Source organism: Parendozoicomonas sp. 2304DJ65-17 (genome assembly GCF_058148445.1).
The window spans coordinates 440,264-460,980 of record NZ_JBYVJV010000002.1; the positions used below are offsets into that span (position 1 = coordinate 440,264).

Below are 20,717 nucleotides of genomic sequence, written 5' to 3' on the forward strand. Positions count from 1 at the left end.
TGCCCGCAGAATAGCGGGCAAGATTGAGAGGAGAAAAATCAGTCGAGAGTTACCCGGTTCACTTCTTCCAGACTGGTAACACCCTGCAGAGCTTTCAATAGACCAGACTGGCGAAGGTTTTTAAAACCTTCTTTCTGGGCCTGATCGGAAATCTGAATGGAGTTGCCTTCTTCCATAATAATGCGCTGCATTCCCGGACTAATTTGCACTACTTCGTAGATACCTACCCGGCCTTTGTAACCTTTGTTGCACTTGTCGCAGCCGCGAGCTTCTGGGCCATAGATAACAGCTGTAGATGCCTGTTCTTCGGTAAAACCCTGTTCCAGCAAAGCTTCTGTGGGGATGGAGAGTTTTTTCTTACAGTTGCTACAGAGCCGTCGAGCCAGACGCTGGGCGATAATCAGGTTGATAGATGTGGCAAGGTTAAAGGAGGCAACACCCATATTCATCATACGAGTCAGGGTTTCCGCTGCACTGTTGGTGTGCAGGGTCGACATAACCATGTGACCGGTCTGAGCCGCTTTAATGGCAATGTTGGCCGTTTCCAAATCCCGGATCTCACCCACCATGATGATATCGGGATCCTGACGAAGGAAGGCCCGCAGTGCCTGGGAAAAGTCCATGCCCTGCTTGGGGTTTACGTTAACCTGGTTGATACCTTCCAGATTAATTTCCACGGGGTCTTCCGCTGTGGATATGTTTCTTTCAATGGTGTTGAGAATATTCAGACCGGTATAAAGGGATACCGTTTTACCAGAACCCGTAGGACCGGTTACCAGAATCATGCCCTGAGGTTGTTCCAGCGCTTCCATGTACATTTGTTTCTGGTCATCTTCATAACCAAGGGCGTCGATACCCATCTTGGCACTTGAAGGGTCAAGAATACGCAGTACGATCTTTTCACCCCACAGTGTTGGTAGGGTGTTTACACGGAAGTCGATAGCTTTGGTTTTGGAAAGCTTCATCTTAATCCGGCCATCCTGAGGCTTTCTCCGTTCGGAGATATCCATGGATGACATGATCTTGAGACGGGACGAGATCTTGGGTGACAGCCCTATAGGTGGCTGAGCCGCAATCTGCATAACGCCATCCACCCGGAAGCGGATGCGATAGGTTTTTTCGTAGGGCTCAAAGTGTAAATCTGAAGCCCCCAGCTTGATAGCGGAGAGAAGCATCTTGTTAACGAACTTCACAACCGGAGCATCTTCCATATCTCCGGCTTGTGGGTCGTCATCGATGTCGTCATCGACAGACTCAACGTCCAGACCTTCGAGCTCTTCATCATCAAGGTCACCCAGATCGTTGCCGGATGTATCTAGAAGCTTTTCTATGGCAGCGGTCAGCTTGCCTTCTTCAACCAGGATACTTTCAACATTCAGGCCGCTGTTGAAGCGAATTTCATCAATGGACTTTTCATTGGTAGGGTCAGAAACCCCCACAAACAGACGGTTACCGCGCTTAAATAGGGGGAAACAGCGGTGCTGGCGAATCAGCTTCTCACTGATAGCCGTGGTGGGCACCATCTCAAAATCGAGGGTATCTATATCAAAAAGAGGTATACCGAACAGCTCAGAGTTGATTTTGGCAATGTCATAACTGCCCACCAACCCTTTCTGAACGATGTAGGAAATAAAAGGTTCTTTCTCTTTTTTAGCGCCCTTGACCGCATCCTCGGCTGACTGCTGATCAAGTAGACCATCAGCGATTAGCTTACGGGCAAGTCCGGGAAGAGGGATATCTGCCATAACTCGTTTTTATTAGATGAATCTATTAATAAAGATGATACATACACCCGCTGGTTATAGCTATGTCCTGACCAGAGCTTTACTCAATCAGAATGCTCTGGGATATCAGTTTTGGGAGCAAAGCACCTTCAACTCGCATATTTTGCATGGTGATGCCATTTTCGTAGTTGGTTTGGTAGTACAGCTCAATAGGTAATGAGCCGCTGGTGAGGAAATGCTTTATATCCACGGTCCAGTTAACCAGGGTGTGAGTTTGATAATTTCCTAGCTGATCAGCCGCCAGCTCCCGGTAATAGTCCGCATCTGCGCCGAAACGTATGACGGCTATATAAGGTGTTTTCAGGGCGAACAGAGCGTTATTGCTGTTCTCTATATGCTGTAACGCCGATATAGCCATTTCTTCATGGGTGTCTTTGATTTTTCCAAGGCTGAAGAGTGTCAGCAATACAGCAATCAACCCATAACTGCATATACGAGTCGCTATTTTCGCCAGTTGATTTCTGATTATCAGCATAGGAAGCACTCTTATTGAAGGTTTAAGTGCTTCTCGGCAGTACTTCTGATAGCTGAAATAACCGCTGGGAATCGTAACGTTTTTAACTATCTCATTTTAATAGGTTGCCCTTCTGAATAGCTTCCTAAAGTAAAACGGAGCCAAGGCGAAAGATGATTTAGATATTAAGAAGTTTGTTGGTCTAGCGACAGCTGAACCCAATTAACTAATTAATGCTAAGTGAGAAAAAATGTATTCAAGGAGAGTACTATGAAAGGAAGCATCCAAAAGGGTTTCACCCTGATCGAACTGATGATCGTTGTAGCTATCATCGGTATTCTGGCCGCTGTCGCTATTCCTGCTTATCAGGACTACACCAAGCGTGCTCACGTAACTGAAGGTATTAACCTGGCTGCAGGCGCTAAAGCGGCTGTAACTGAGTACTACGCTTCTCAGGCTGCATGGCCTACTACTAACGCTATGGCTGGTCTTCCTGCCACTATCTCTGGTAACGCTGTAACTACTGTTGAAGTAGGTACTGACGGTGTTATCACTGTAACTTACGACGGTAAGGTTGATGCTACTAACAATACTCTGACTTTCACCCCTACTGATAGTAACGGTGGAATTCAGTGGAGTTGTACTGGCGGTCTTCTGGATGACAAGTTCAGGCCTGCTAACTGCCGTTAATGATTACTTTGTAATCTGACGCGAAACGGGAGCATAGATTGCTCCCGTTTTTTATTATCTGCGCTTTATTTTCCTTTAAATAAATACTTGCCAGTTGTCTTTATTTCTCTGCTATTCAAATAAGCTTTCATTGTTTTTGCTTCTTGCTCTGATGTTTTTAACCATGCTTGAAGATCATTAACCGATGCCTTTTGAATGGCTTCCCAGTTTTTCCCATGCTTTGCCAACCATTCCGATTTTTTTCTTCCCACTTCAGGTATGCCTAAAACCCTTAGAGCCTGATCAAGGGAAAGAGTGTGATTATGAAGCGAACGGTAAGTCTCTTGCCCTATTGCGGTGGGAGTTAGTCTGAAGAGATCTGATAAGCGCTGAAGTTTCTTATCGTCGATTAATTGCTCAATGAACCGATGATCAAACTGAGGGATAGCAAATCCATTCCGCCCGGTCAGCCACTTTATTCTGGCAATAAACTGTTCTTTGCAGGAGACAGATACTTCAAGGCAACTTAAGCTGTTATAGAGTGAAAAGTCCGGTAAGGCTACCGGTTGCCTATTCGATGGGCGGAGAACAGTGTGACCAAGAACTGGTGTAGCAGCTCCTTTCAGGTAAATCTCTACGCTGTCAGATACTGCAATATCTCGTTTTGCAAAATAAGCCAGTGGCCCTGCATTAACATTTGAGATAGTGATTCCCTGTAATTCGATAGGTGAGATATCCAGAATGATTGTGACCTGACCGGTTCGTCCAACAGTCCAGTTAATCCCTTCTATCTGGCTTACGGCACTTTGTGGGGGAAACTTCCACGCCAGAGCCCAATAAGGTGTTCCATCCAGATGACCAAGGCGCTCCTGAACGGCAAGGTTATTCATTTTCAGAACAATGCCATCCATGGGGAAAGTAATATTTGAATCTGCATTCCCGTAGGAGGTCCTCAATTTTAAAACACTGTCGATATCTGTGGCCTTATGGCTGAATGGCTCAGTATTCATAAAACCCCACTCCGCGAACTGGCGGGTATTTTTCAGAAGGGAACCATGAGCATTGTTCTTCCACTGCCATGGAAAAAATTTCAATTGAGAAAGCTCTTCTACCGATGGTTCTAAGCGGTTAATAAGCCCGGCAACATAGTGCCTTGGAGATGAGGATTCTTTTGCATGGGGATTATTGGTATCGGAATACAGCTCTCCGCGGATAACAATTTCATTTTTATTGTTGATGAGTGATTGAGGGATTGCTGGAATATGTTTGATGGCAGGTAGTAAATTAATTCCCTGCCCTGTTCGCCACTGACCGCGAGTGAGCGCCTGAATCAGTCGTCCATTACGATAAACAAGCTCTATGGCAACACCATCGATTTTAGGTTGAACAATAACCAGGCTTCCCACCCGCTGAGCATTTTCTAGAAAGTCTTCAACCTGCTCTCTGTCTTCAGCTTTATTAAGGCTGCCCATTGGGTAACGGTGACGGTTATCAACGGGTGTTGCGGCAGCTGGTTTTGTTAGTCCAAGACATCGGCTAATAAGTCGCTGTCGTGCAGTTAGGGAGTCATAAACTTCGTCACTGATTTCCGGCTTTCCTGCATCGTAGAGTTCGTTGTGTTTTTGAATTTGCTCAAGAAGAGTTTGGTGTTCCTGCTGCAGAAGGTCTCGTGAAATATCTGGGCACTCCAAAGCCTTAAGAGATTGCAAAGGGAGCAAAAAAATAAGAAAGAAAAATACAGAGGTGAATTTGTACATGGCTGCTTCCTGCCAAAAATGAAAAAGCGGCAGGAAACAGCGAATTGGCTACCGGAACTAGTTAAGAGTAGTCCTTATTAACCCCGGTATCCTTTGGGGTTAGTTGACTGCCAGCGCCACGCATCGGTCATGATTTCTTTCAGACCTTTCTCTGCAACCCAGTTTAAATCTTCTTTCGCTAGAGCTGGATCTGCCCAGCAGGCTGCGATATCGCCGGGGCGGCGATCAACCAGCTGATAAGGAACAGGTTTACCAGATGCCTGTTCAAATGCCGCAACCATTTGCAAAACACTGTGACCATTTCCAACACCAAGGTTCCAGGCTTTCAGGCCGCAACCTGTGCGCAGCTTTTCGATTGCGCAGACATGACCTTTTGCCAGATCAACCACATGAATGTAATCGCGAACTCCGGTGCCATCTTCTGTTGGGTAATCACTGCCAAAAACAGAGAGCTTTTCCCGTAAACCGATTGCTACTTGGCTGATGTAAGGCATCAGGTTGTTGGGAATATCGTTAGGATCTTCTCCAATCAGACCGGATTCATGGGCACCGGCTGGGTTGAAATAACGCAGCAGGGCAACATTCCAACGATTATCTGACTTGTACAGGTCACCCAGAATCTCTTCAATAATGAGCTTGGAGCGGCCATAAGGATTGGTTGCGGAAAGAGGAAAATCTTCCCGAATTGGCAAGCTGGCCGGGTCGCCATACACAGTGGCTGATGAACTGAACACCAGATTGAAAACACCGTGAGCAGCCATTTCCTGAGCCAGAATCACTGTACCGCTGACATTGTTGTCGTAGTACTCCAGAGGAATCTGGCAGGATTCGCCAACAGCTTTCAGACCAGCGAAATGAATAACGGAATCAAATGTATAGCGACCGAATAGTTCTCGGAGAATATTTCGATCACGAATATCGCCTTCAACAAAAGTGACACTTTTGCCGGTGATTTTTTCTACACGGCGCAGAGCTTCTGGGGAGCTGTTGCTCAGATTATCGAGAACAACAACATCGTAATCTTTTTGCAGCAGCTCTACACAGGTGTGGCTGCCAATGTAACCAGCACCACCTGTTACAAGAATTGTGGCTGTCATATCTTTTCCTTTGCCTGCTGTGGCATTACATCTTGGTTATGCGCATGGAAAGATCAATTGCCTTGCAGTCTTTAGTCAGCGCACCAATAGAGATGAAGTCTACGCCTGTCTGGGCAATGGGCAACAGTGTCTGATCTGTGATTCCGCCAGAGGCTTCCAGTTTGGCCCGGCCTTTGTTCATAGCCACCGCCTGATTCATATCGTCCAGAGAGAAATTGTCGATCATGATGGTGTCGGCACCGCATTCAAGAGCGATTTCCAGCTCAGAAAGGGACTCCACCTCAACTTCCACTGGCTTGCCCGGAGCGATTTCTCTGGCCGTTACAACGGCTTCTTTGATACCACCACAGGCGGCAATATGGTTTTCCTTGATCAGAAAGGCATCGTACAGGCCAATCCGGTGGTTGTGGCAACCTCCGGTGCGTACAGCGTATTTCTGAGCCTGACGCAGACCGGGAATAGTTTTGCGGGTATCCAGAAGTTTTACGCTGGTACTTGCTACTGACTGGGCGTAGTTGTGGCACAGGGTTGCGGTGCCAGATAGCATTTGCAGAAAGTTAAGTGCTGCCCGCTCACCGGTCAGGAGGCTGCGTGCTGGGCCTTTCAGGGTGAACAGAATAGTATCGGCTTCAACCTTGGCACCTTCTTCCACATGCCATTCAACCTGAACATTCTGGTCAATCTGGCGGAAAACCTCATCAACCCATGGGCGACCGCAGATAACAGCCGTTTCTCGGGTCAGAACCCTGGCTTCACCAGTTCTGTCTGCAGGAATCAGGCTGGCGGTAATATCTCCGCTGCCAATATCTTCTGTCAGCGCCTGCCGGACATTATCAGTAACAGACTGTTCAAAAAGCGGCTGCTGCCAGGTTGCGGTCATGCTGAAATCCATGCACATCAATAATCGGGCAGGGGATTATATCAGCGTGAATCCAATTCGGGAGTACCTGAATGTGTAGTACCACCAAGATCCAGGTTAAGAGTGATGATAAACGCGGTTCCAATACCGGGGGTTGAGTTAACACTGATGGTGCCGTGATGGTTATTGGTAATAATAAAGTAGGAAACAGAAAGCCCCAGCCCTGTGCCGGAACCAATATCTTTGGTGGTGTAGAATGGCTCAAAAATACGCCGACGAATATCTTCCGGCATACCGGTACCATTATCTTCCACGGTAATAACGGCTTTGTCTTTCTCCCGCTGGGTGCTGATAGAAATCTGCCCCTGCCAGTTAGGTTCTTCCCGGTTGCTGATAGCCTGAGCTGCGTTTTTCAGCAGGTTGAGCAAAACCTGTTGAATTTCGTTGGCGATACAGGGCACTGGTGGAAGTTCGGGGTCAATGCTCTGTTTGATGGCGATCCGTTTAAAATCGAAGCCCTGCTTCAGGTTGAAGTCTGACGCTGCAATTTCCAGTGTTTGAGATATCAGCGCTCCCATGGGCATTGGCGTCAGATCCCGGCTTTCCCGGCGACTGAACTGCAGCATATTGGAAACTATCTGGGATGCCCGCACCCCGGCATTGTGAATATTATCCAGGAACTTTGTGATTTCCCGCTGTGCAAGATAAGCATCTATAGCTTCCAGTTTTACTCCCAGCTCTTCTGCAGTTTCCAGATTTGCTTTCAAGTCTGGTGACACCCGTCGTTTAATATTCTGAATGCTCTGCAGAATAGCTCCCAGTGGATTGTTGATTTCGTGCGCCATGCCGGCAGCCAGCCCACCTACAGACATCATTTTTTCTGTCTGCACCATCATCTCTTCCAGCTGCATCCGGCGGCTGATGTCATCAAGGCGGATAACGGCGCCATGTTGATCTACTTCAGTAAGTGGATAGATCATCATATCCATATGTTTCTCACCACCGGGAAGAGCCAGTAACAGCTTTTCCAACTGGACGGCAGTTTCGCTGTCGAGGGCTTCCTGAACCTGACCAAGAGTGTCTGCCAAGAAGGGCATTACTTCACCAAGGTATGTTCCCATGGCGTGGTCATGATCTATTCCGGTTAAAACAGAAGCTTCACGGTTCCACTGGGCAACAGCCAGCTCTTCATCCACAGCGACCAATGCGGAGGGCATGGAATCAACAATACTGTTCAAGTGATGCTGCAAGCGGGTTAGCTGACGTTCTGTTTGTTTTCTGCTGCGAACTTCCTGCTCCAGCTGCTTGTTACTCATATGAGTTTCTATAGCCAGTGCCTGCGCTTTCAGGCTGGCTTGCTCAGCTTTGTCTCTGGCAGTTGTTAGCAGCTGGTCCCGGGCTTCTATACGACTCAGCATGGTGTTGAATGTCTGAGCCAGAATGCCAATTTCGTCGTGATAGAATTTCTGAGCCCGTACACCATAGTTTTCTTCAATAGAAACCGTGTTAGCAATGCGGATAAGGTGTAGTACCGGTAACGTTATAATTCGCCGGATCATGCCTGCGGCAAGACTGCCAAACAGAAGAATAAACACCAGGATAATGACCACGGCTATGGTCATGCCCGCATAAAAATCTATGGGAAGGGATGGATCAGCCTGAATATAAAGGGTAATAACCCGCCCGGGGCCAGCACTGATTTTTTTTAGGTAATCCGTTTCCGTCATCGCCTCATCGGGAGCGAGTTCAGGCAGAGGTAAACTACCTCCCGGGCAAAACTTTGCATAAAGCTTTCCGTCGGGACTGTAAATAGCGATGGCGCTGATCTGGGAATATTCGCTGGCAACATGAAGAATATTTTCTGCTTCCAGCTTATTGGTGAGTAAAGTGTTGAGAACAGTCGGTTCAGACAGTATGCGTGAAACCGCCTGAACATTAGCGGGAACAAAGTTGTTTCTGGATACCAGATAAGCGGAAACAATCAGAACGGCACAGGAAACCAGTGCAACACCCAGTACAACACTGAGCATAACAAGCACCAGCTTTCGGCTGATAGAAAGGCGGGACAGATAATCCTGAAATCCGTTCATTGAGCTCATTCAGAGTCTGATCTGGTATCAGAGTACATCGACTGTAGCGGATGGAAAAGCCTGTCAGTGAATATCTTTATCCGCCAGTGCCAGCATAAGCTGCTTGTGGGCTGGTGCAGCGATACCAATCATTTCAGCTCTTGTCAGCAAATAACCATTGATCCAGTTTAACTCTGTAGTGCGATTGTTGCGGACATCCTGAAGACTTGAATTGATATTCTCGGCAGTCACCTTAAGTACATGGTTGACTGTTTCTAGCAATTGTTCTGGAGTTGTGGCGTAGCCATCGGCAGAAAGAATCTGTGCAGTTTCCATGCAAAGACTTTGGACTTGTTTTTGGAGTTCTGTTTCAAGAAGGTCGCCATTTGGACAGTTGTGCAGAGCAGTCAAGCCGTTAATCGCAGAATTTATGGCTAACTTTTCCTGTAACTTTTCCGTTATGTTATCCACAACCGTCACATCCATATCGGCGACTTTTGTCAGGCTGCTGATGACTGAATGATGTCCGAGTTCCTTTGCTCTTGGGTTTAGAGGCCCCAGCCAGGTTTTTCCTCTTCCTGCCCTGTGAATATTTAAAAAGTTTTCCTGCCAGGCACCGTCGGTTGTCGAGCCAGCATAAACCGAATACTCCGAGAACAGCTCGGCGATCTGCTGCTGGCTTCCCATCCCGTTTTGTAAAAGCAGAATAGTTGCGCCAGAAGCCAGTCTGCCTTCAATCGATTTTAGCGCCGTCAAAGCATCCCCAGCTTTAGTTGTGATAATAAGATTCTGAATAGCCGTTTCAGCTTCAGTGCTCTGAATGTCGATGGCGAGTTCTACTTTCTGCTGGTTTTCAGTTATGCAAAGTGCGGAGTTTTGAGTGTTGTTCCGCCGTTCAGAACGTACTAATAAGGTGCATGGGATTTCGCTTCGAAAGAGTTGCCCGCTCCAGAGGCAGCCGATGGCCCCGGCTCCAAGAATATGCCAATGAGGGTGTACGGCAACTGTCATTCACTTTATCCCGTTAAATAGAAATGCGGAAAAAGAATAATCGTACCGAGCTATTTAAAGAAGCAGTAAAACCGGTATGTGAATAATTCCCTGCTATCTATACTGACTTTGGCAATCTGTCATATTCACTGGGGAGAGAATAAATGAGTGCGCATACTTATAAAAAAATTGAGCTGGTGGGCAGTTCTACAACAAGCAGCGATGATGCTATCCGTAACGCTCTTGCCAAAGCTTCACAAACAATCAAAAACATGGACTGGTATGAAGTTGTTGAGCATCGGGGTCATATCGTGAATGGCGAAATCGCCCATTTTCAGGTTACTGTAAAGATCGGGTTCCGGCTGGAAGACTAAGGCTTGCTGGCGACCTGTAAGCCATTCGGGCTAAAATCCTGATCATTAAACGGATCTTGATGAACATACAGGAGAAGGGCGAATGCCTTCATTTGATATTGTATCTGAAGTGGATATGCACGAACTGACCAACGCTGTTGATCAGGCGAGTCGCGAACTGACTACCCGTTACGATTTTCGTGGCGTTGATGCCAGCTTTGAGCACAAGGAAGAAACCATTGTTATGACTTCTGATGCTGATTTTCAGCTGCGTCAGATGGTGGAAATGCTGCAGGGTAAAATGGTTAAGCGCGGCATTGATATCAAGTGCATGGAAGTTAAAGATCACTATGGTTCCGGTAAGCAGGTGAAGCAGGAAGCTGTGGTTAAGCAGGGTATTGATAAAGACCAGAGCAAGAAAATTGTTAAGCTAATTAAAGAGAGCAAGCTTAAAGTTCAGGCTGCTATTCAGGGTGAAAAGGTGCGCGTTACCGGTAAGAAGCGTGACGACCTGCAAGCCGCGATGGCAACCCTGCGTGAAGCGGAGCTGGATGTTCCTCTACAGTTTGATAACTTCCGGGATTAATCTGTATCTCCTCCAGTCATAATAAGGCTGGAGGTGCTAACCTCTGTGCCACCACAAAATTTCAAACTCAGGCAGGGATCGGCGAGTGGCGGATCAGCAAAAGGATTTAACTGAAAATACACTGTCCCCTCAAAGAAGCTGGAGCGAAGCCATTGCCGCCTGTTTTCAGGGGCGAGTGGTTGCCATGCTTTTTCTGGGCTTTTCGGCAGGTCTTCCCATTCTTCTGATTTTCAGCAGCCTTTCCTTGTGGCTTCGTGAAGCTGGTGTTGCCCGATCTACAGTCACTTTCTTCAGCTGGGCGGCTTTGGGTTATTCCTTTAAGTTTGTCTGGGCTCCTTTGGTTGATCGCCTTCCTCTGCCACTTCTTACCTCATGGCTTGGTCGAAGACGTTCCTGGTTGTTACTTGCTCAGCTGGCCATTATTGGAGCGTTGGTCTTTATGGCATCCAATGATCCGCAAAACAGTTTAACTCTTGTAGCTGTTGGCGCGGTGCTGCTTGGTTTTTCATCGGCCACTCAGGATATTGTGATTGATGCCTATCGGATAGAAGCGGCTGATGAAAGTCTTCAGGCATTAATGTCATCTTCGTATATAGCTGGTTATCGAATAGGCATGCTGGCTGCCGGTGCAGGTGCACTGTGGCTTGCCAGCTGGTTTGGTTCTGGTGATGGCGCTGGATACAGTTACACAGCCTGGTCCCAAGCTTATCTGTGTATGGCTGTGGCCATGATGATTGGAGTTGTTACAACGCTCTGTATTAGTGAGCCGAATGTACAAGCTTCTGTGCATAAATATGGGACACAAGATTATCTGCGTTTTCTTGGCCTGTTCCTTGTTGCGACTGTCGTATTTGCTTTGACTTTTGTTTACTTCAAACAGTGGGTTACTCCGCTCACAGAAGTATTAAATGTTGCTGTGGATAAACTGGTTGCTTCGTTTATCGCTGAAATATCCCGATTGTTAACCAGTCTTGCGGCTGCGCTGGTTGCAGCAAGGCTTATGGTTAAGCTGCATATTGTTTCACCCGCTATGGTAGACGAGACCTATGTTGCGCCATTTCGTGACTTCTTTTCCCGCTATGGCAAGTTGGCACTGTTTATTCTTTTGCTCGTGGGCACATATCGAATTTCCGATATTGTTATGGGGGCTGTTGCCAACGTTTTCTATGACGATATGGGTTACACCAAAGACCAGATTGCCGGCATAACCAAAACCTTTGGTTTGCTTATGACCATTGCTGGTGGTTTTCTCGGTGGCCTATTGGCAATTCGTTATGGTGTGTTGAAGAGTTTGTGGCTGGGAGCGTTTCTGGCAGCCGCCAGTAACCTGCTGTTTGCTGTATTGGCGGTTTCCAAACCAGAGGTCTGGATGCTGGCTGGTGTGATTGCAGCTGACAACCTGAGTGGCGGGCTGGCATCAGCTGCGTTTGTGGCTTATTTGTCCGGTCTTACCAATCGTGCGTTTACTGCCATGCAGTATGCGGTGTTTAGTTCTTTGATGACTTTGTTACCGAAGCTTCTGGCAGGGTACAGTGGTTCAATGGTGGATGCTGTAGGTTATCCGTCATTCTTTATTGGAAGTGCGTTGATTGGTTTCCCTGTGTTGCTGCTTGTGACTTACGTGGGCCGAAAAGTGCCTCACTCACCGTCCCAGCGATAAGTTTTAAGATTGATTCTCTGGCTGATAAAGACCACGCCCTCGGCTTCCAGTCGCTCTTTCTGAGTCTCGTAGCGTGCGGAGCCGTGCGGAAATGAAAGCTCTCCTTTGCTATTAATTACTCTGTGCCAGGGCAAATGACTGCCGGGAGGTAGTTGCGACAGAACGTTTCCGACAACCCTTGCTCCAGCCGGCATATCTGCCATTTCTGCAACCTGTCCATAGGTAGCAACTTTCCCCGCTGGAATTTCGCTGACAACCAGCCAGATCTTCTGGTTTCTGTTGAGTTCGGACACTCGTGTGTATTCCTGTCGTATATCGCTAAAGCATGAGGATAACATTGAGTGTAAAGTTCGTCTCTCCGGTTCTGCACGACCTTTCAAAACCTCTAGACCGCTGCCACAATGCACGGCTTCTGCATGATTTTGTTGTTAACTCCTGTTTTGTAGTCGTGGATGTTTGGTCGTAGTTGCAGCCTTTTTGGTTTTGTTTACCTGTTCTTATCTCTTGCCGCTCCTGCTTTGTTGGCGGATACACTCACTCTGCAAAATGGCAATCTTCTCAGCGGAAAAATTCGGGAGCTCTCCGAAGGTAAGGTTCACTTGGAAACAGAGTGGGCTGGTGTGATTAAAGTCGATCTTCGCTATGTCCAATCCATGGAAACCGAGAAGCTGCTCTGGGTGCGGATGAAAGGGCAAGATACTTTTCGCTTGGTTCGCCTTTATCAGAAAGACGATGAGACATGGTTGATGGATGACCAGGGCAACAGTTCTCCTCTGGACAGTAAACAGCGGCTTGCGGCTTTGAAAGAAGATCGCCCGGATAAAGATCAATGGTTAGTCAGCGGTAAAGCGAATGTGAATTTTGCGCTGAAGCGTGGAGTTGATCGTGAAGGGGAGTTTAAAACATACGGTGCTGTCAACGTTATGGACAGGGTAAACCGGAATATTATCGGTTGGGAAACCGACTACTCCCGTGAGAATGGGGTTATGGATGACAAAGAGGTCAAGCTCACCTATGACTATAACCGTTTCCTCGACCGTTCATGGTATGTACTGGGGAGTTCTCTGTGGCAGTACGATGTGGATGAAAGTCCCTACATGCGTTACTCCATTGGTGCTGGTATTGGTTATCAGTTTTGGGATCGCGGCGATGGGAGTTTGAAATCGGATATTGGTCTTAGTCATTTGTGGGAAGATTATCGCAGCGATGATAATCGTAGCCGGTGGGCCATACGCTGGGGCCTGAACGCGACCAAAAGAATAGATGGCAATCTTTACGGTACAGCAGACTCCACTGTTTATTACCGGGTGGGGGATGAGGATCAGTTGCTTTGGGATCTGGACTTAGGCTTGAAGTATCAAGTTACAGAAAGGCTTTGGTTTAATATGCGTTACAGTCTGGATTTGGATTCGACCCCGCCATCAGACGGGGTACGCAGTAAAACTAGTGTGACGTTTGGACTGGGTTTCGGTTGGTAGAATTACAGGTTTTGCAGGAAATCCTTGCTCGGAGCAAAGAAAGCATTACCAGTTATAGCCTGAGTAAAGTCCAGTAAATGATCGTAGTGTCCATGTTCATCAGCATGAATCATCTGTTCCAGCATCAGGTCAAAGTGCCTTGGCGTTTTTGCGTAAGCGATAAAGAACAATCCATGCTCGGTTGAGTCGCCGTAAGGCATGCTGTGGCGCAGGATTTCAAGAGACTTGCCGTCTTCTTTCAGGTTTACTCGTTTCACATGAGCTGTAGGAGCTTTCTCTTCGCTTGAGAATTCCACATCGTCTTTCTTTGTCCGCCCGATAACCTGTTCCTGCTGATGGACAGGGCAGGCATTCCACAATGGCAGGTTGTGAATATAACGCTGGGACTGGATATAGCTGCCACCGGCCAGAGGCTGTCCTTCGGGAATCAGCGCTACAGCGGCCCGGTTATCGCCTTCCGGGTTTTCAGTTCCATCAACAAAACCAGTCATATCCCGGGATTCAAGATAACGGAAGCCGGACACTTCTTCTTCAATCAAAACGCTGTTCCCCAGCTCTTCCATAATCAAGCGGCTGAGTTCGAAGTTAATGTCTTTCCTGTCTGAACGGATGTGGATCAGGATATCGCCAGGAGTGCAGGGGGCCTGACGATCGTCATGGCGCAGTGCTTTAAATGGAGCCAGCTCTTCAGGGTAAGGCTGATCACGAAACAATACTTTCCATGCCCGGCTGCTGAAAGAGATAGTTGAAGACAGCTTGCTGTCTGGGTAACGGGTCAGTAACTGTTCGGTTATAAGTGGTAACTGGTTGGCTGCTTTACGAGCCGTAGCAACACTTTCAGAATCATTTTGCAGAAGAAGAACAAGAAAGGTAGCGTCGGTATTGGCTTCAGGCAGAATCCCGGATTGTGGTGCTGACATTTTTTATTCCTGATTTTGTCTTAGAACATGCTTTTAATATGCTACACCTTGATGCTTGTACAGATCATAACGCAAACATTTTTACATAACTCCCCTGTTTCCAGTTGTTAGCCTGGCTTGCCTTCTTGCCAGAGACATTCTTAATAACTTTGGCAAGATGCCCGATTATTCAACTGATAATTGGGAGTGATTATGGAGAGTCTTTATAATTTTGCTACAAAGGTCGCAAATGTTGTTGGCCTTACAGAAGACGCTGGCAATGATTCCAGTAGGAGCCCTTCTCCGCCAGCACGAGAAGAGCAGGTTTCAACAATGGGGCACACCGTTTCAAGTTCTCAACCTGAAGATGAAGTTAGTGTAAAAAAGGCAAAGCTTGATAGAACTGAACGTGCAAGGTGCGACCTGGATGAACCCCCTACGGCCATAGAGATGGCATCGACTGTGATTAAGGCAATCACACCTGAACAGAGTTTCATGCTGAAAGATGTTGAACAGCAGGAAGATGTTGATATGGAAAGCTCTTCCAGTGAGCCAAATTCACCGGCTCCGATGGAAGTTGAAGAGACTGACAAATGGAAAAAGCTGGATCCGAATGGCTATCTTAACGGTATCGAATTCAGGTACCCCCTTTTTGTAAACCAGGCTCAACTTGACAAGCATAAAATGGATTTATCCTCTCTCATGACAGAAGAAGAGGTCAAAAAGAAGTTCTCATACTCTTTTGATCTTGAAAAGCAGGTTATTGGGGAGCAAGGGGAGAGCTAGAATTAACTAGTAGTTAAAAACTTGCCAACCAAGCAAGCGCTTGGTTAATCTTGTGGGCGAGCGAAAACAATAACAAAGGTATCTCAATGTTCACCGCCCACCATTTTGATGACAGTCATCGTCTGCTGCGTGAGTCCGTTCGCCGATTTGTAGAGCAGGAAATCCTTCCCTTTATTGATCAGTGGGAAGAAGCGGAAGAGTTTCCCCGTGATCTTTACCGTAAAGCTGGAGAGGTTGGTTTTCTGGGGATTGGTTACCCGGAAGAGTTAGGTGGCTTTGGCGGTGATGTATTCCACAAGGTTGTGTTCACAGAAGAACTTATGCGGGCAGGTTCCGGTGGCCTTGCAGCTGGGCTCGGTTCTCACGATATTGGTATTCCACCCATCAACCGTTTAGGTTCTGACGCCCTGAAAGAAAAAGTTATTCCTCCAGTACTGCGCGGGGAAAAAATTGCGGCACTGGCGATTACTGAACCGGGTGGTGGCTCTGATGTAGCGAACCTGAAAACTCGGGCTGTGCGTGAAGGTGATTACTACCGGGTTAATGGTTCCAAAACCTTTATTACCAGTGGCAGCCGGGCAGATTTTTATACCGTTGGCGTGCGTACTGGTGGAGAAGGATTTGGTGGTGTCAGTCTGCTGATGATCGAGAAGGGAGCTCCCGGCTTTTCTGTCAGCAAAAAATTCAAAAAGATGGGCTGGCGTTGTTCCGATACGGCAGAGTTGTTCTTCGAAGACTGTATGGTTCCGGTAGAAAACCTGATTGGCGCAGAAAACCAAGGCTTTGCCGCCATTATGGGAAATTTCCAGAGCGAACGTTTGATGCTGTCTTTGATGGCTAATATGACTGCCCGTATGGCTCTTGAACAATCACTGGTTTATGTGCGCGAGCGTGAAGCGTTTGGTCGCCCCATCGCTAAATTCCAAGTGACTAAACATAAGCTGGCCGATATGGCGACTATGCTGCAGGCCAGTGAAGCTCTGACTTATCAGGTGGCGGATGCCATGAATCAGGGCAAGAGCGTTATCAAAGAAGTCTCTATGGCCAAGAACTTTGCCACGGACTGCAGCGATAAGCTGACTTATGATGCAGTGCAATTGTTTGGTGGTATGGGCTTTATGCAGGAATGCATGGTTGAGCGTTTGTACCGGGATAACCGTATTCTTTCTCTTGGTGGTGGCACCAGAGAGATAATGAATGAAATTATCTCCAAGCAGATGGGTCTTTAAGATATTTCGAAGGGGCTGGTTACCAGCCTCCTCCAAGAGAAAGATCCAGCTCCAGGTTCTGACTTTCCACTTCTTTCTGGGTTATATCCTGGCGGCGAAAGTCGCTGGGAGATACTCCAGTCTCTTTTTGAAAACTGCGGCTGAAGTGACTATGGCTGTTAAAGCCAAGACGCCAGGCAATATCAGAAACCGGCAAGTGCGTAAGATTAGGATCTTTTAACAGGTTCTTGGCTTTGTTCAGTCTACGGTGCAAAACTTCCTGACGGAAACTGGTGTCATGGCGTTTCAGCAGCTTAAACAAATAAGCTCTGGATATGCATGCAGCTTTGGCAACAGAGTCCGTGCTGATATCCGGATTTTCCAGCTGTTGATCAATGGCAGTGAGTATGGAAGCCAATCGCTTTTGTTCAGGAGACTTTTTTCCATGCACTGACTGTGTGTGATGCATGGTAATCGTCAGTAGATTAATGAGTTGTTCTCCCAGAGCATGGCACACCTTTTCACAGGTAATATCGCTCAGCCCGTTCACCATGCCCATTATCTGGTTGCGCAGAATCATTCCCATACCCCTGTGACAATCCAGAGGGGAAGGGGTGTTATCAGGCAGTAGCTTTTGCAGGTGTCGGAGTCTTGCTTCTGGAATCATTATTTGCAGGCAGCAAGCCGGAGAGAGATAAACTGTTTCAACCGGGTAGCTGATATTAATTAGTAACAACTGGTTTTTCCCCAGGGGCATGTCAGTTCTGCCCTGGCGAACAACAATCGTGCCGCTGATCGGCATTATTAATACATATTCTTTTCGGGGTTTTCCGGAAATAACAGGTGGCTGGTTCCGGAGGCAGTGTTCCGTTGCATTGAGAATACTGATACGAAGGTCGCCAAGGTGTGCAAGGCGCAAACGGCCATGGAAGCTTTCAGGGTCTTTATTGGGTAAATGCTCAAGAGCAACAGGTTGAAGGTGGCTGAGAAACTGCGCCCAGACGGTGAGGGAGTTCCTGGTCGGATGGCTTTCCGTATCCATGATTTTGAACATCAGCTTGCTCCAGTTCCCTTGGGGCTGCAGGTATTCCAGTAAATGACATACTGTCTGGTCGATGAACTTACCCGACCATATCCTGTCCTATACAACTGATGACGATTGACGGCATTATAATGCTTAGATTGCATTAATAAGCTGTTACGTTCAATCGCTTTCGTTATTTGACCAGTCAGTAGACTTATCGTCAAGTCACTGTCCACTTACAGACAAGCAATAAAAAAAACTTGTCGGTATAAATAATTACACAGGCCAAACAAACGTTAAAAAACGATAAGGTCTGTTTCACAAGCGTTATAAGTTCATTATTTATTGAGTGGTTTCAGGAGGTAAGCTTCATGGTTGCGGGTGATTCATCTGTAATAAATGCAATGGAAGAGCGTGTTGAAGATATTCTGACCATGTACGCCGCTGGTGTTATGTCTCGTATGGAAGATGACTACATCAAAAGCCTTGGTTGGGCACAGCGCGCAGAAGAGGCAGCATTCCAGTTAGGAATTGATGCCAGAAAAGCAAACAGGCATGTCAGCTTTGGTGTTCCGAAACTTGATCGCGCTTATATACAAGGGCGGGCACAGGTTTCTTCATGCAAGGTATACGACATGACTGGTGCAGAAGTAAGTGTTGATGATCTGCCCAAGACAGCCTGACAGACGGCAGTAGAAATAGAAGTGAGAAGTTTCCATTAATCTTGAGTTATACGGCCCTGGCCTGATTTGAGTTCCAATCAGAAGCTTTCACAGAGTAAAGCCCCGCAAATTGCGGGGCTTTTTTTATAATTAAAAAATGTCGTTAATAATGTCAGTCTTTGTCGGTATTTATCGGTTTTCGTCAGACTCTTAATACACGACCAAATAGGGCTTTAATATAAGCTGTTTCAGGAATGGCTGGGTGAATAGGATGATCCGCACCCTGATGACATTCACCAAACAACTGAATCTCTCTATCAATATGGCGGGCGGAAGCTCGCAGAATATCAACCAGGGAGTCACGTTGCAGATGCATGGAGCAGGAACCACTTACCAAAACACCATCGTTGTTTAACAAACGCATCGCCATTTCATTTACACGACGGTAAGCCTGTTCGCCATTACGGATATCCTTTTTGCGTTTAATAAACGCTGGTGGATCCATAATCACAACATCAAATTTTTCTTGAGCTGTGTGCAACTCTTTCAGCGCAGAGAATGCATCACCTTCAAGAGTGGCAACCTTATCACCCACACCATTGAGCTCGGCGTTTTTGTGAACATACTCAAGAGCAAGAGCAGAGCTGTCGACACAGAATACTTCGCTGGCACCATGATTAGCTGCCTGAACACCCCAGCCACCGATATAGCTGAATACATCAAGAACCCGCTGGCCTTTTACCATTGTGTTCAAGTAAGCGCGGGCTGGGCGGTGATCGTAAAACCAGCCAGTCTTCTGGCCTTCCATAACCGGTGCCAGGAATTTCGTATCATTTTCAATCAGCGGAAGTTCATCAGGAACTTCGCCGTAAACGGTTTCAATATATTCCGGCAGGCTTTCCAGTTTGCGGGCGCCACCACTGTTGCGGAACAGAATGCCGGCAGGTTTCAGGACTTTAACCAGAGCTTCAACAATTTCTTCCCGTATAACTTCCATACCGACACTTCCGGTTTGAACCACCAGATAATCGTGGAAGCGGTCAACAATGAGGCCTGGTAGATTATCGCTGTCACCGTAAACCAGACGGTAGCAAGGCTGGTCAAACAAGCGCTCCCGAAGGCTGAGAGCAATCTTCAGGCGATGAACAATCAGGGATGTGGTCAGTGCGTGCTTGGTGTTCCGGCTGACCAGTCGGCCGCAAATCAGGGTATTCGGGTTGATATAGGCAATGCCCAGAGCTTTGCCGGTAGATGACTCAATAACCGCCTGCTGTCCGGGTTGAATGCCGCTGAGCGGTGTGGCCGCGGTATCAATTTCATTACTATAAATCCACAGATGGCCAGCCTTCAGGCGTCTGTCGGCATTTTTTTTCAGGCGTAAGGTTGTTAAAGTCATGGTTTAATCCGCACGAAATCTTGCACCACAGTATTCTGCACCAGAAAAGTTGTGAAGCTTTTTGGCGTTTATGCCGCTGTGATGTGGCATAAAAGCAAGGAGAATAGAGGTAAGGGAGCGGTATTATAAGGAGTCGAAGGTAAATGTCTTGGCATTTTCCTGACGCTGTTTCTAAAAGTGTAGGCGCTGCTGTGGCACTTTTAAGGTTTTGGTCTCAGTCTGTGGTAAGTCTGACGCCTGATCCGACATATAGAAAGCTATTATAAAAACTACAGATTTCGTCATATAAGGACAGGACGCCGCCATGAAGCATTTCCCCAAATACCTTTCTGCAGCTGTGCTCGGGCTGGCAGTGTCCCCATTGCTCCACGCAGAGGTTCAGCCTCTGGAAGGGGAACAGATGGAAGATGTTTATATAATGAGTACGGTGACGGTTCGTCCTACAGACGATAGCAGTACTACTCCTTATTACGATGGCGGTCTGGAAAATAAAGAAGGGGACAAACCTTCTATTGGCGATATTCAACGCCAGACTTCCAGTGCCGCGGTTTCCAGAGATTTGGAAGAAAGCCTTGATGGACGCTTTTACTTACCGCCCGCAGTTAAGCCCAATTTCGAACAAAGACTGGTGAGTGGTTTACAGCAACATGGGCTGATCTCTGGAGATGATGCTCAGCTAATACTGAACCAGCTTCCAAATGGTGATCCGCTGCCACCGGGCGCAAGTGCAACAGGTTCTAACGGCAATTACACGATTGATACCGCACAGGGTATTGGTTTCCAGACTTCACCAACCGGATTAACAATCGTGCTACCAAATACCGGTAGTTTCCCAAATGAGCTTCAGGGTGGTCCGAACAGTCCGATTAGTCTAGAGGTCAAAGATAACCAGATTATTCTGCAGCTGAATGATTTGAAGTAGAACTTTCTTCATCTACTAACACCGCAAATTTTTCAAGGATTTGCGGTGTTCTTCTTTTGTCACG

At 47.2% G+C, this 20,717-nt stretch carries 20 protein-coding genes; 9 read left to right on the forward strand and 11 right to left on the reverse strand.

Translation table 11 applies throughout. The features are described from left to right. Positions 1-38: 38 nt before the first annotated feature. Positions 39-1,745 carry a type IV-A pilus assembly ATPase PilB gene (pilB, locus tag ACY2RR_RS06940; RefSeq protein ID WP_490107411.1) on the reverse strand — a complete coding sequence of 569 codons (1,707 nt, stop codon included), beginning with the start codon at positions 1,743-1,745 and terminating at the stop codon, positions 39-41. Positions 1,746-1,824: 79 nt separating this feature from the next. After that, a complete protein-coding gene (locus ACY2RR_RS06945) occupies positions 1,825-2,259 on the reverse strand; it encodes a hypothetical protein (RefSeq protein WP_490107412.1) in 435 nt (144 codons plus the stop codon). A 249-nt stretch (positions 2,260-2,508) separates the two neighbouring features. Here ACY2RR_RS06945 and ACY2RR_RS06950 point away from each other — a divergent pair, with 249 nt between their 5' ends. After that, positions 2,509-2,928 (forward strand): pilin, encoded by a 420-nt coding sequence (locus tag ACY2RR_RS06950; protein ID WP_490107413.1) that lies wholly within the window; start codon positions 2,509-2,511, stop codon positions 2,926-2,928. Between the two features lie 65 nt (positions 2,929-2,993). Here the strand turns inward: ACY2RR_RS06950 and ACY2RR_RS06955 are convergent, their stop codons facing one another. The 5 genes from ACY2RR_RS06955 to ACY2RR_RS06975 form a co-directional block, all read right to left on the reverse strand. After that, on the reverse strand, positions 2,994-4,664 hold the full coding sequence (locus ACY2RR_RS06955; protein WP_490107414.1) for a hypothetical protein: 1,671 nt from the start codon (positions 4,662-4,664) through the stop codon (positions 2,994-2,996). Between the two features lie 77 nt (positions 4,665-4,741). Next, entirely contained in the window at positions 4,742-5,761 is a 1,020-nt protein-coding gene (galE, locus tag ACY2RR_RS06960) for a UDP-glucose 4-epimerase GalE (RefSeq protein WP_490107415.1), read from the reverse strand. Between the two features lie 25 nt (positions 5,762-5,786). Then, on the reverse strand, positions 5,787-6,641 hold the full coding sequence (nadC, locus tag ACY2RR_RS06965; protein ID WP_490107416.1) for a carboxylating nicotinate-nucleotide diphosphorylase: 855 nt from the start codon (positions 6,639-6,641) through the stop codon (positions 5,787-5,789). Positions 6,642-6,682: 41 nt separating this feature from the next. Beyond that, positions 6,683-8,710, reverse strand: coding sequence for an ATP-binding protein (locus tag ACY2RR_RS06970; RefSeq protein WP_490107417.1), 2,028 nt, complete (start codon positions 8,708-8,710; stop codon positions 6,683-6,685). Between the two features lie 63 nt (positions 8,711-8,773). Continuing rightward, positions 8,774-9,700, reverse strand: a complete 927-nt coding sequence (locus ACY2RR_RS06975; RefSeq protein ID WP_490107418.1) for a ketopantoate reductase family protein — start codon at positions 9,698-9,700, stop codon at positions 8,774-8,776. 143 nt (positions 9,701-9,843) lie between these two features. Between ACY2RR_RS06975 and ACY2RR_RS06980 the strand changes: the two genes are divergently transcribed. The 3 genes from ACY2RR_RS06980 to ACY2RR_RS06990 all read left to right on the forward strand — a co-directional run bounded on the left by ACY2RR_RS06980 (position 9,844) and on the right by ACY2RR_RS06990 (position 12,278). Continuing rightward, entirely contained in the window at positions 9,844-10,053 is a 210-nt protein-coding gene (locus ACY2RR_RS06980; protein WP_490107419.1) for a dodecin, read from the forward strand. An 82-nt stretch (positions 10,054-10,135) separates the two neighbouring features. After that, positions 10,136-10,618 (forward strand): YajQ family cyclic di-GMP-binding protein, encoded by a 483-nt coding sequence (locus tag ACY2RR_RS06985; RefSeq protein WP_490107420.1) that lies wholly within the window; start codon positions 10,136-10,138, stop codon positions 10,616-10,618. Between the two features lie 85 nt (positions 10,619-10,703). Beyond that, entirely contained in the window at positions 10,704-12,278 is a 1,575-nt protein-coding gene (locus ACY2RR_RS06990; RefSeq protein ID WP_490107421.1) for an AmpG family muropeptide MFS transporter, read from the forward strand. On the opposite strand, the gene ACY2RR_RS06995 is transcribed toward ACY2RR_RS06990, so the two are convergent. Beyond that, complete coding sequence (locus ACY2RR_RS06995; RefSeq protein WP_490107422.1) at positions 12,257-12,571, reverse strand: MGMT family protein; 315 nt, start codon at positions 12,569-12,571, stop codon at positions 12,257-12,259. The genes ACY2RR_RS06990 and ACY2RR_RS06995 overlap by 22 nt on opposite strands. A gap of 159 nt (positions 12,572-12,730) precedes the next feature. Here ACY2RR_RS06995 and ACY2RR_RS07000 point away from each other — a divergent pair, with 159 nt between their 5' ends. Further along, the gene (locus ACY2RR_RS07000; RefSeq protein WP_490107423.1) at positions 12,731-13,756 is read left to right on the forward strand and encodes a DUF481 domain-containing protein; all 1,026 of its coding nucleotides are present in this window, start codon (positions 12,731-12,733) and stop codon (positions 13,754-13,756) included. Between the two features lie 2 nt (positions 13,757-13,758). Here the strand turns inward: ACY2RR_RS07000 and ACY2RR_RS07005 are convergent, their stop codons facing one another. Further along, a complete protein-coding gene (locus tag ACY2RR_RS07005) occupies positions 13,759-14,676 on the reverse strand; it encodes a Dyp-type peroxidase (RefSeq protein WP_490107424.1) in 918 nt (305 codons plus the stop codon). Between the two features lie 186 nt (positions 14,677-14,862). Between ACY2RR_RS07005 and ACY2RR_RS07010 the strand changes: the two genes are divergently transcribed. Beyond that, positions 14,863-15,441: a hypothetical protein gene (locus ACY2RR_RS07010; RefSeq protein WP_490107425.1), complete on the forward strand. Its 579-nt coding sequence runs from the start codon at positions 14,863-14,865 to the stop codon at positions 15,439-15,441. Between the two features lie 86 nt (positions 15,442-15,527). After that, positions 15,528-16,670, forward strand: a complete 1,143-nt coding sequence (locus ACY2RR_RS07015) for an acyl-CoA dehydrogenase family protein (protein WP_490107426.1) — start codon at positions 15,528-15,530, stop codon at positions 16,668-16,670. A 19-nt stretch (positions 16,671-16,689) separates the two neighbouring features. Here ACY2RR_RS07015 and ACY2RR_RS07020 read toward each other — a convergent pair whose 3' ends face one another. Next, positions 16,690-17,703, reverse strand: coding sequence for an AraC family transcriptional regulator (locus ACY2RR_RS07020; protein ID WP_490107427.1), 1,014 nt, complete (start codon positions 17,701-17,703; stop codon positions 16,690-16,692). Positions 17,704-18,044: 341 nt separating this feature from the next. Here ACY2RR_RS07020 and ACY2RR_RS07025 point away from each other — a divergent pair, with 341 nt between their 5' ends. Beyond that, positions 18,045-18,356, forward strand: a complete 312-nt coding sequence (locus ACY2RR_RS07025) for a hypothetical protein (protein ID WP_281646156.1) — start codon at positions 18,045-18,047, stop codon at positions 18,354-18,356. 181 nt (positions 18,357-18,537) lie between these two features. Here the strand turns inward: ACY2RR_RS07025 and ACY2RR_RS07030 are convergent, their stop codons facing one another. Next, positions 18,538-19,731, reverse strand: coding sequence for a class I SAM-dependent rRNA methyltransferase (locus tag ACY2RR_RS07030; RefSeq protein WP_490107428.1), 1,194 nt, complete (start codon positions 19,729-19,731; stop codon positions 18,538-18,540). 304 nt (positions 19,732-20,035) lie between these two features. Between ACY2RR_RS07030 and ACY2RR_RS07035 the strand changes: the two genes are divergently transcribed. Further along, entirely contained in the window at positions 20,036-20,653 is a 618-nt protein-coding gene (locus ACY2RR_RS07035) for a hypothetical protein (RefSeq protein WP_490107429.1), read from the forward strand. Positions 20,654-20,717: the final 64 nt, after the last annotated feature.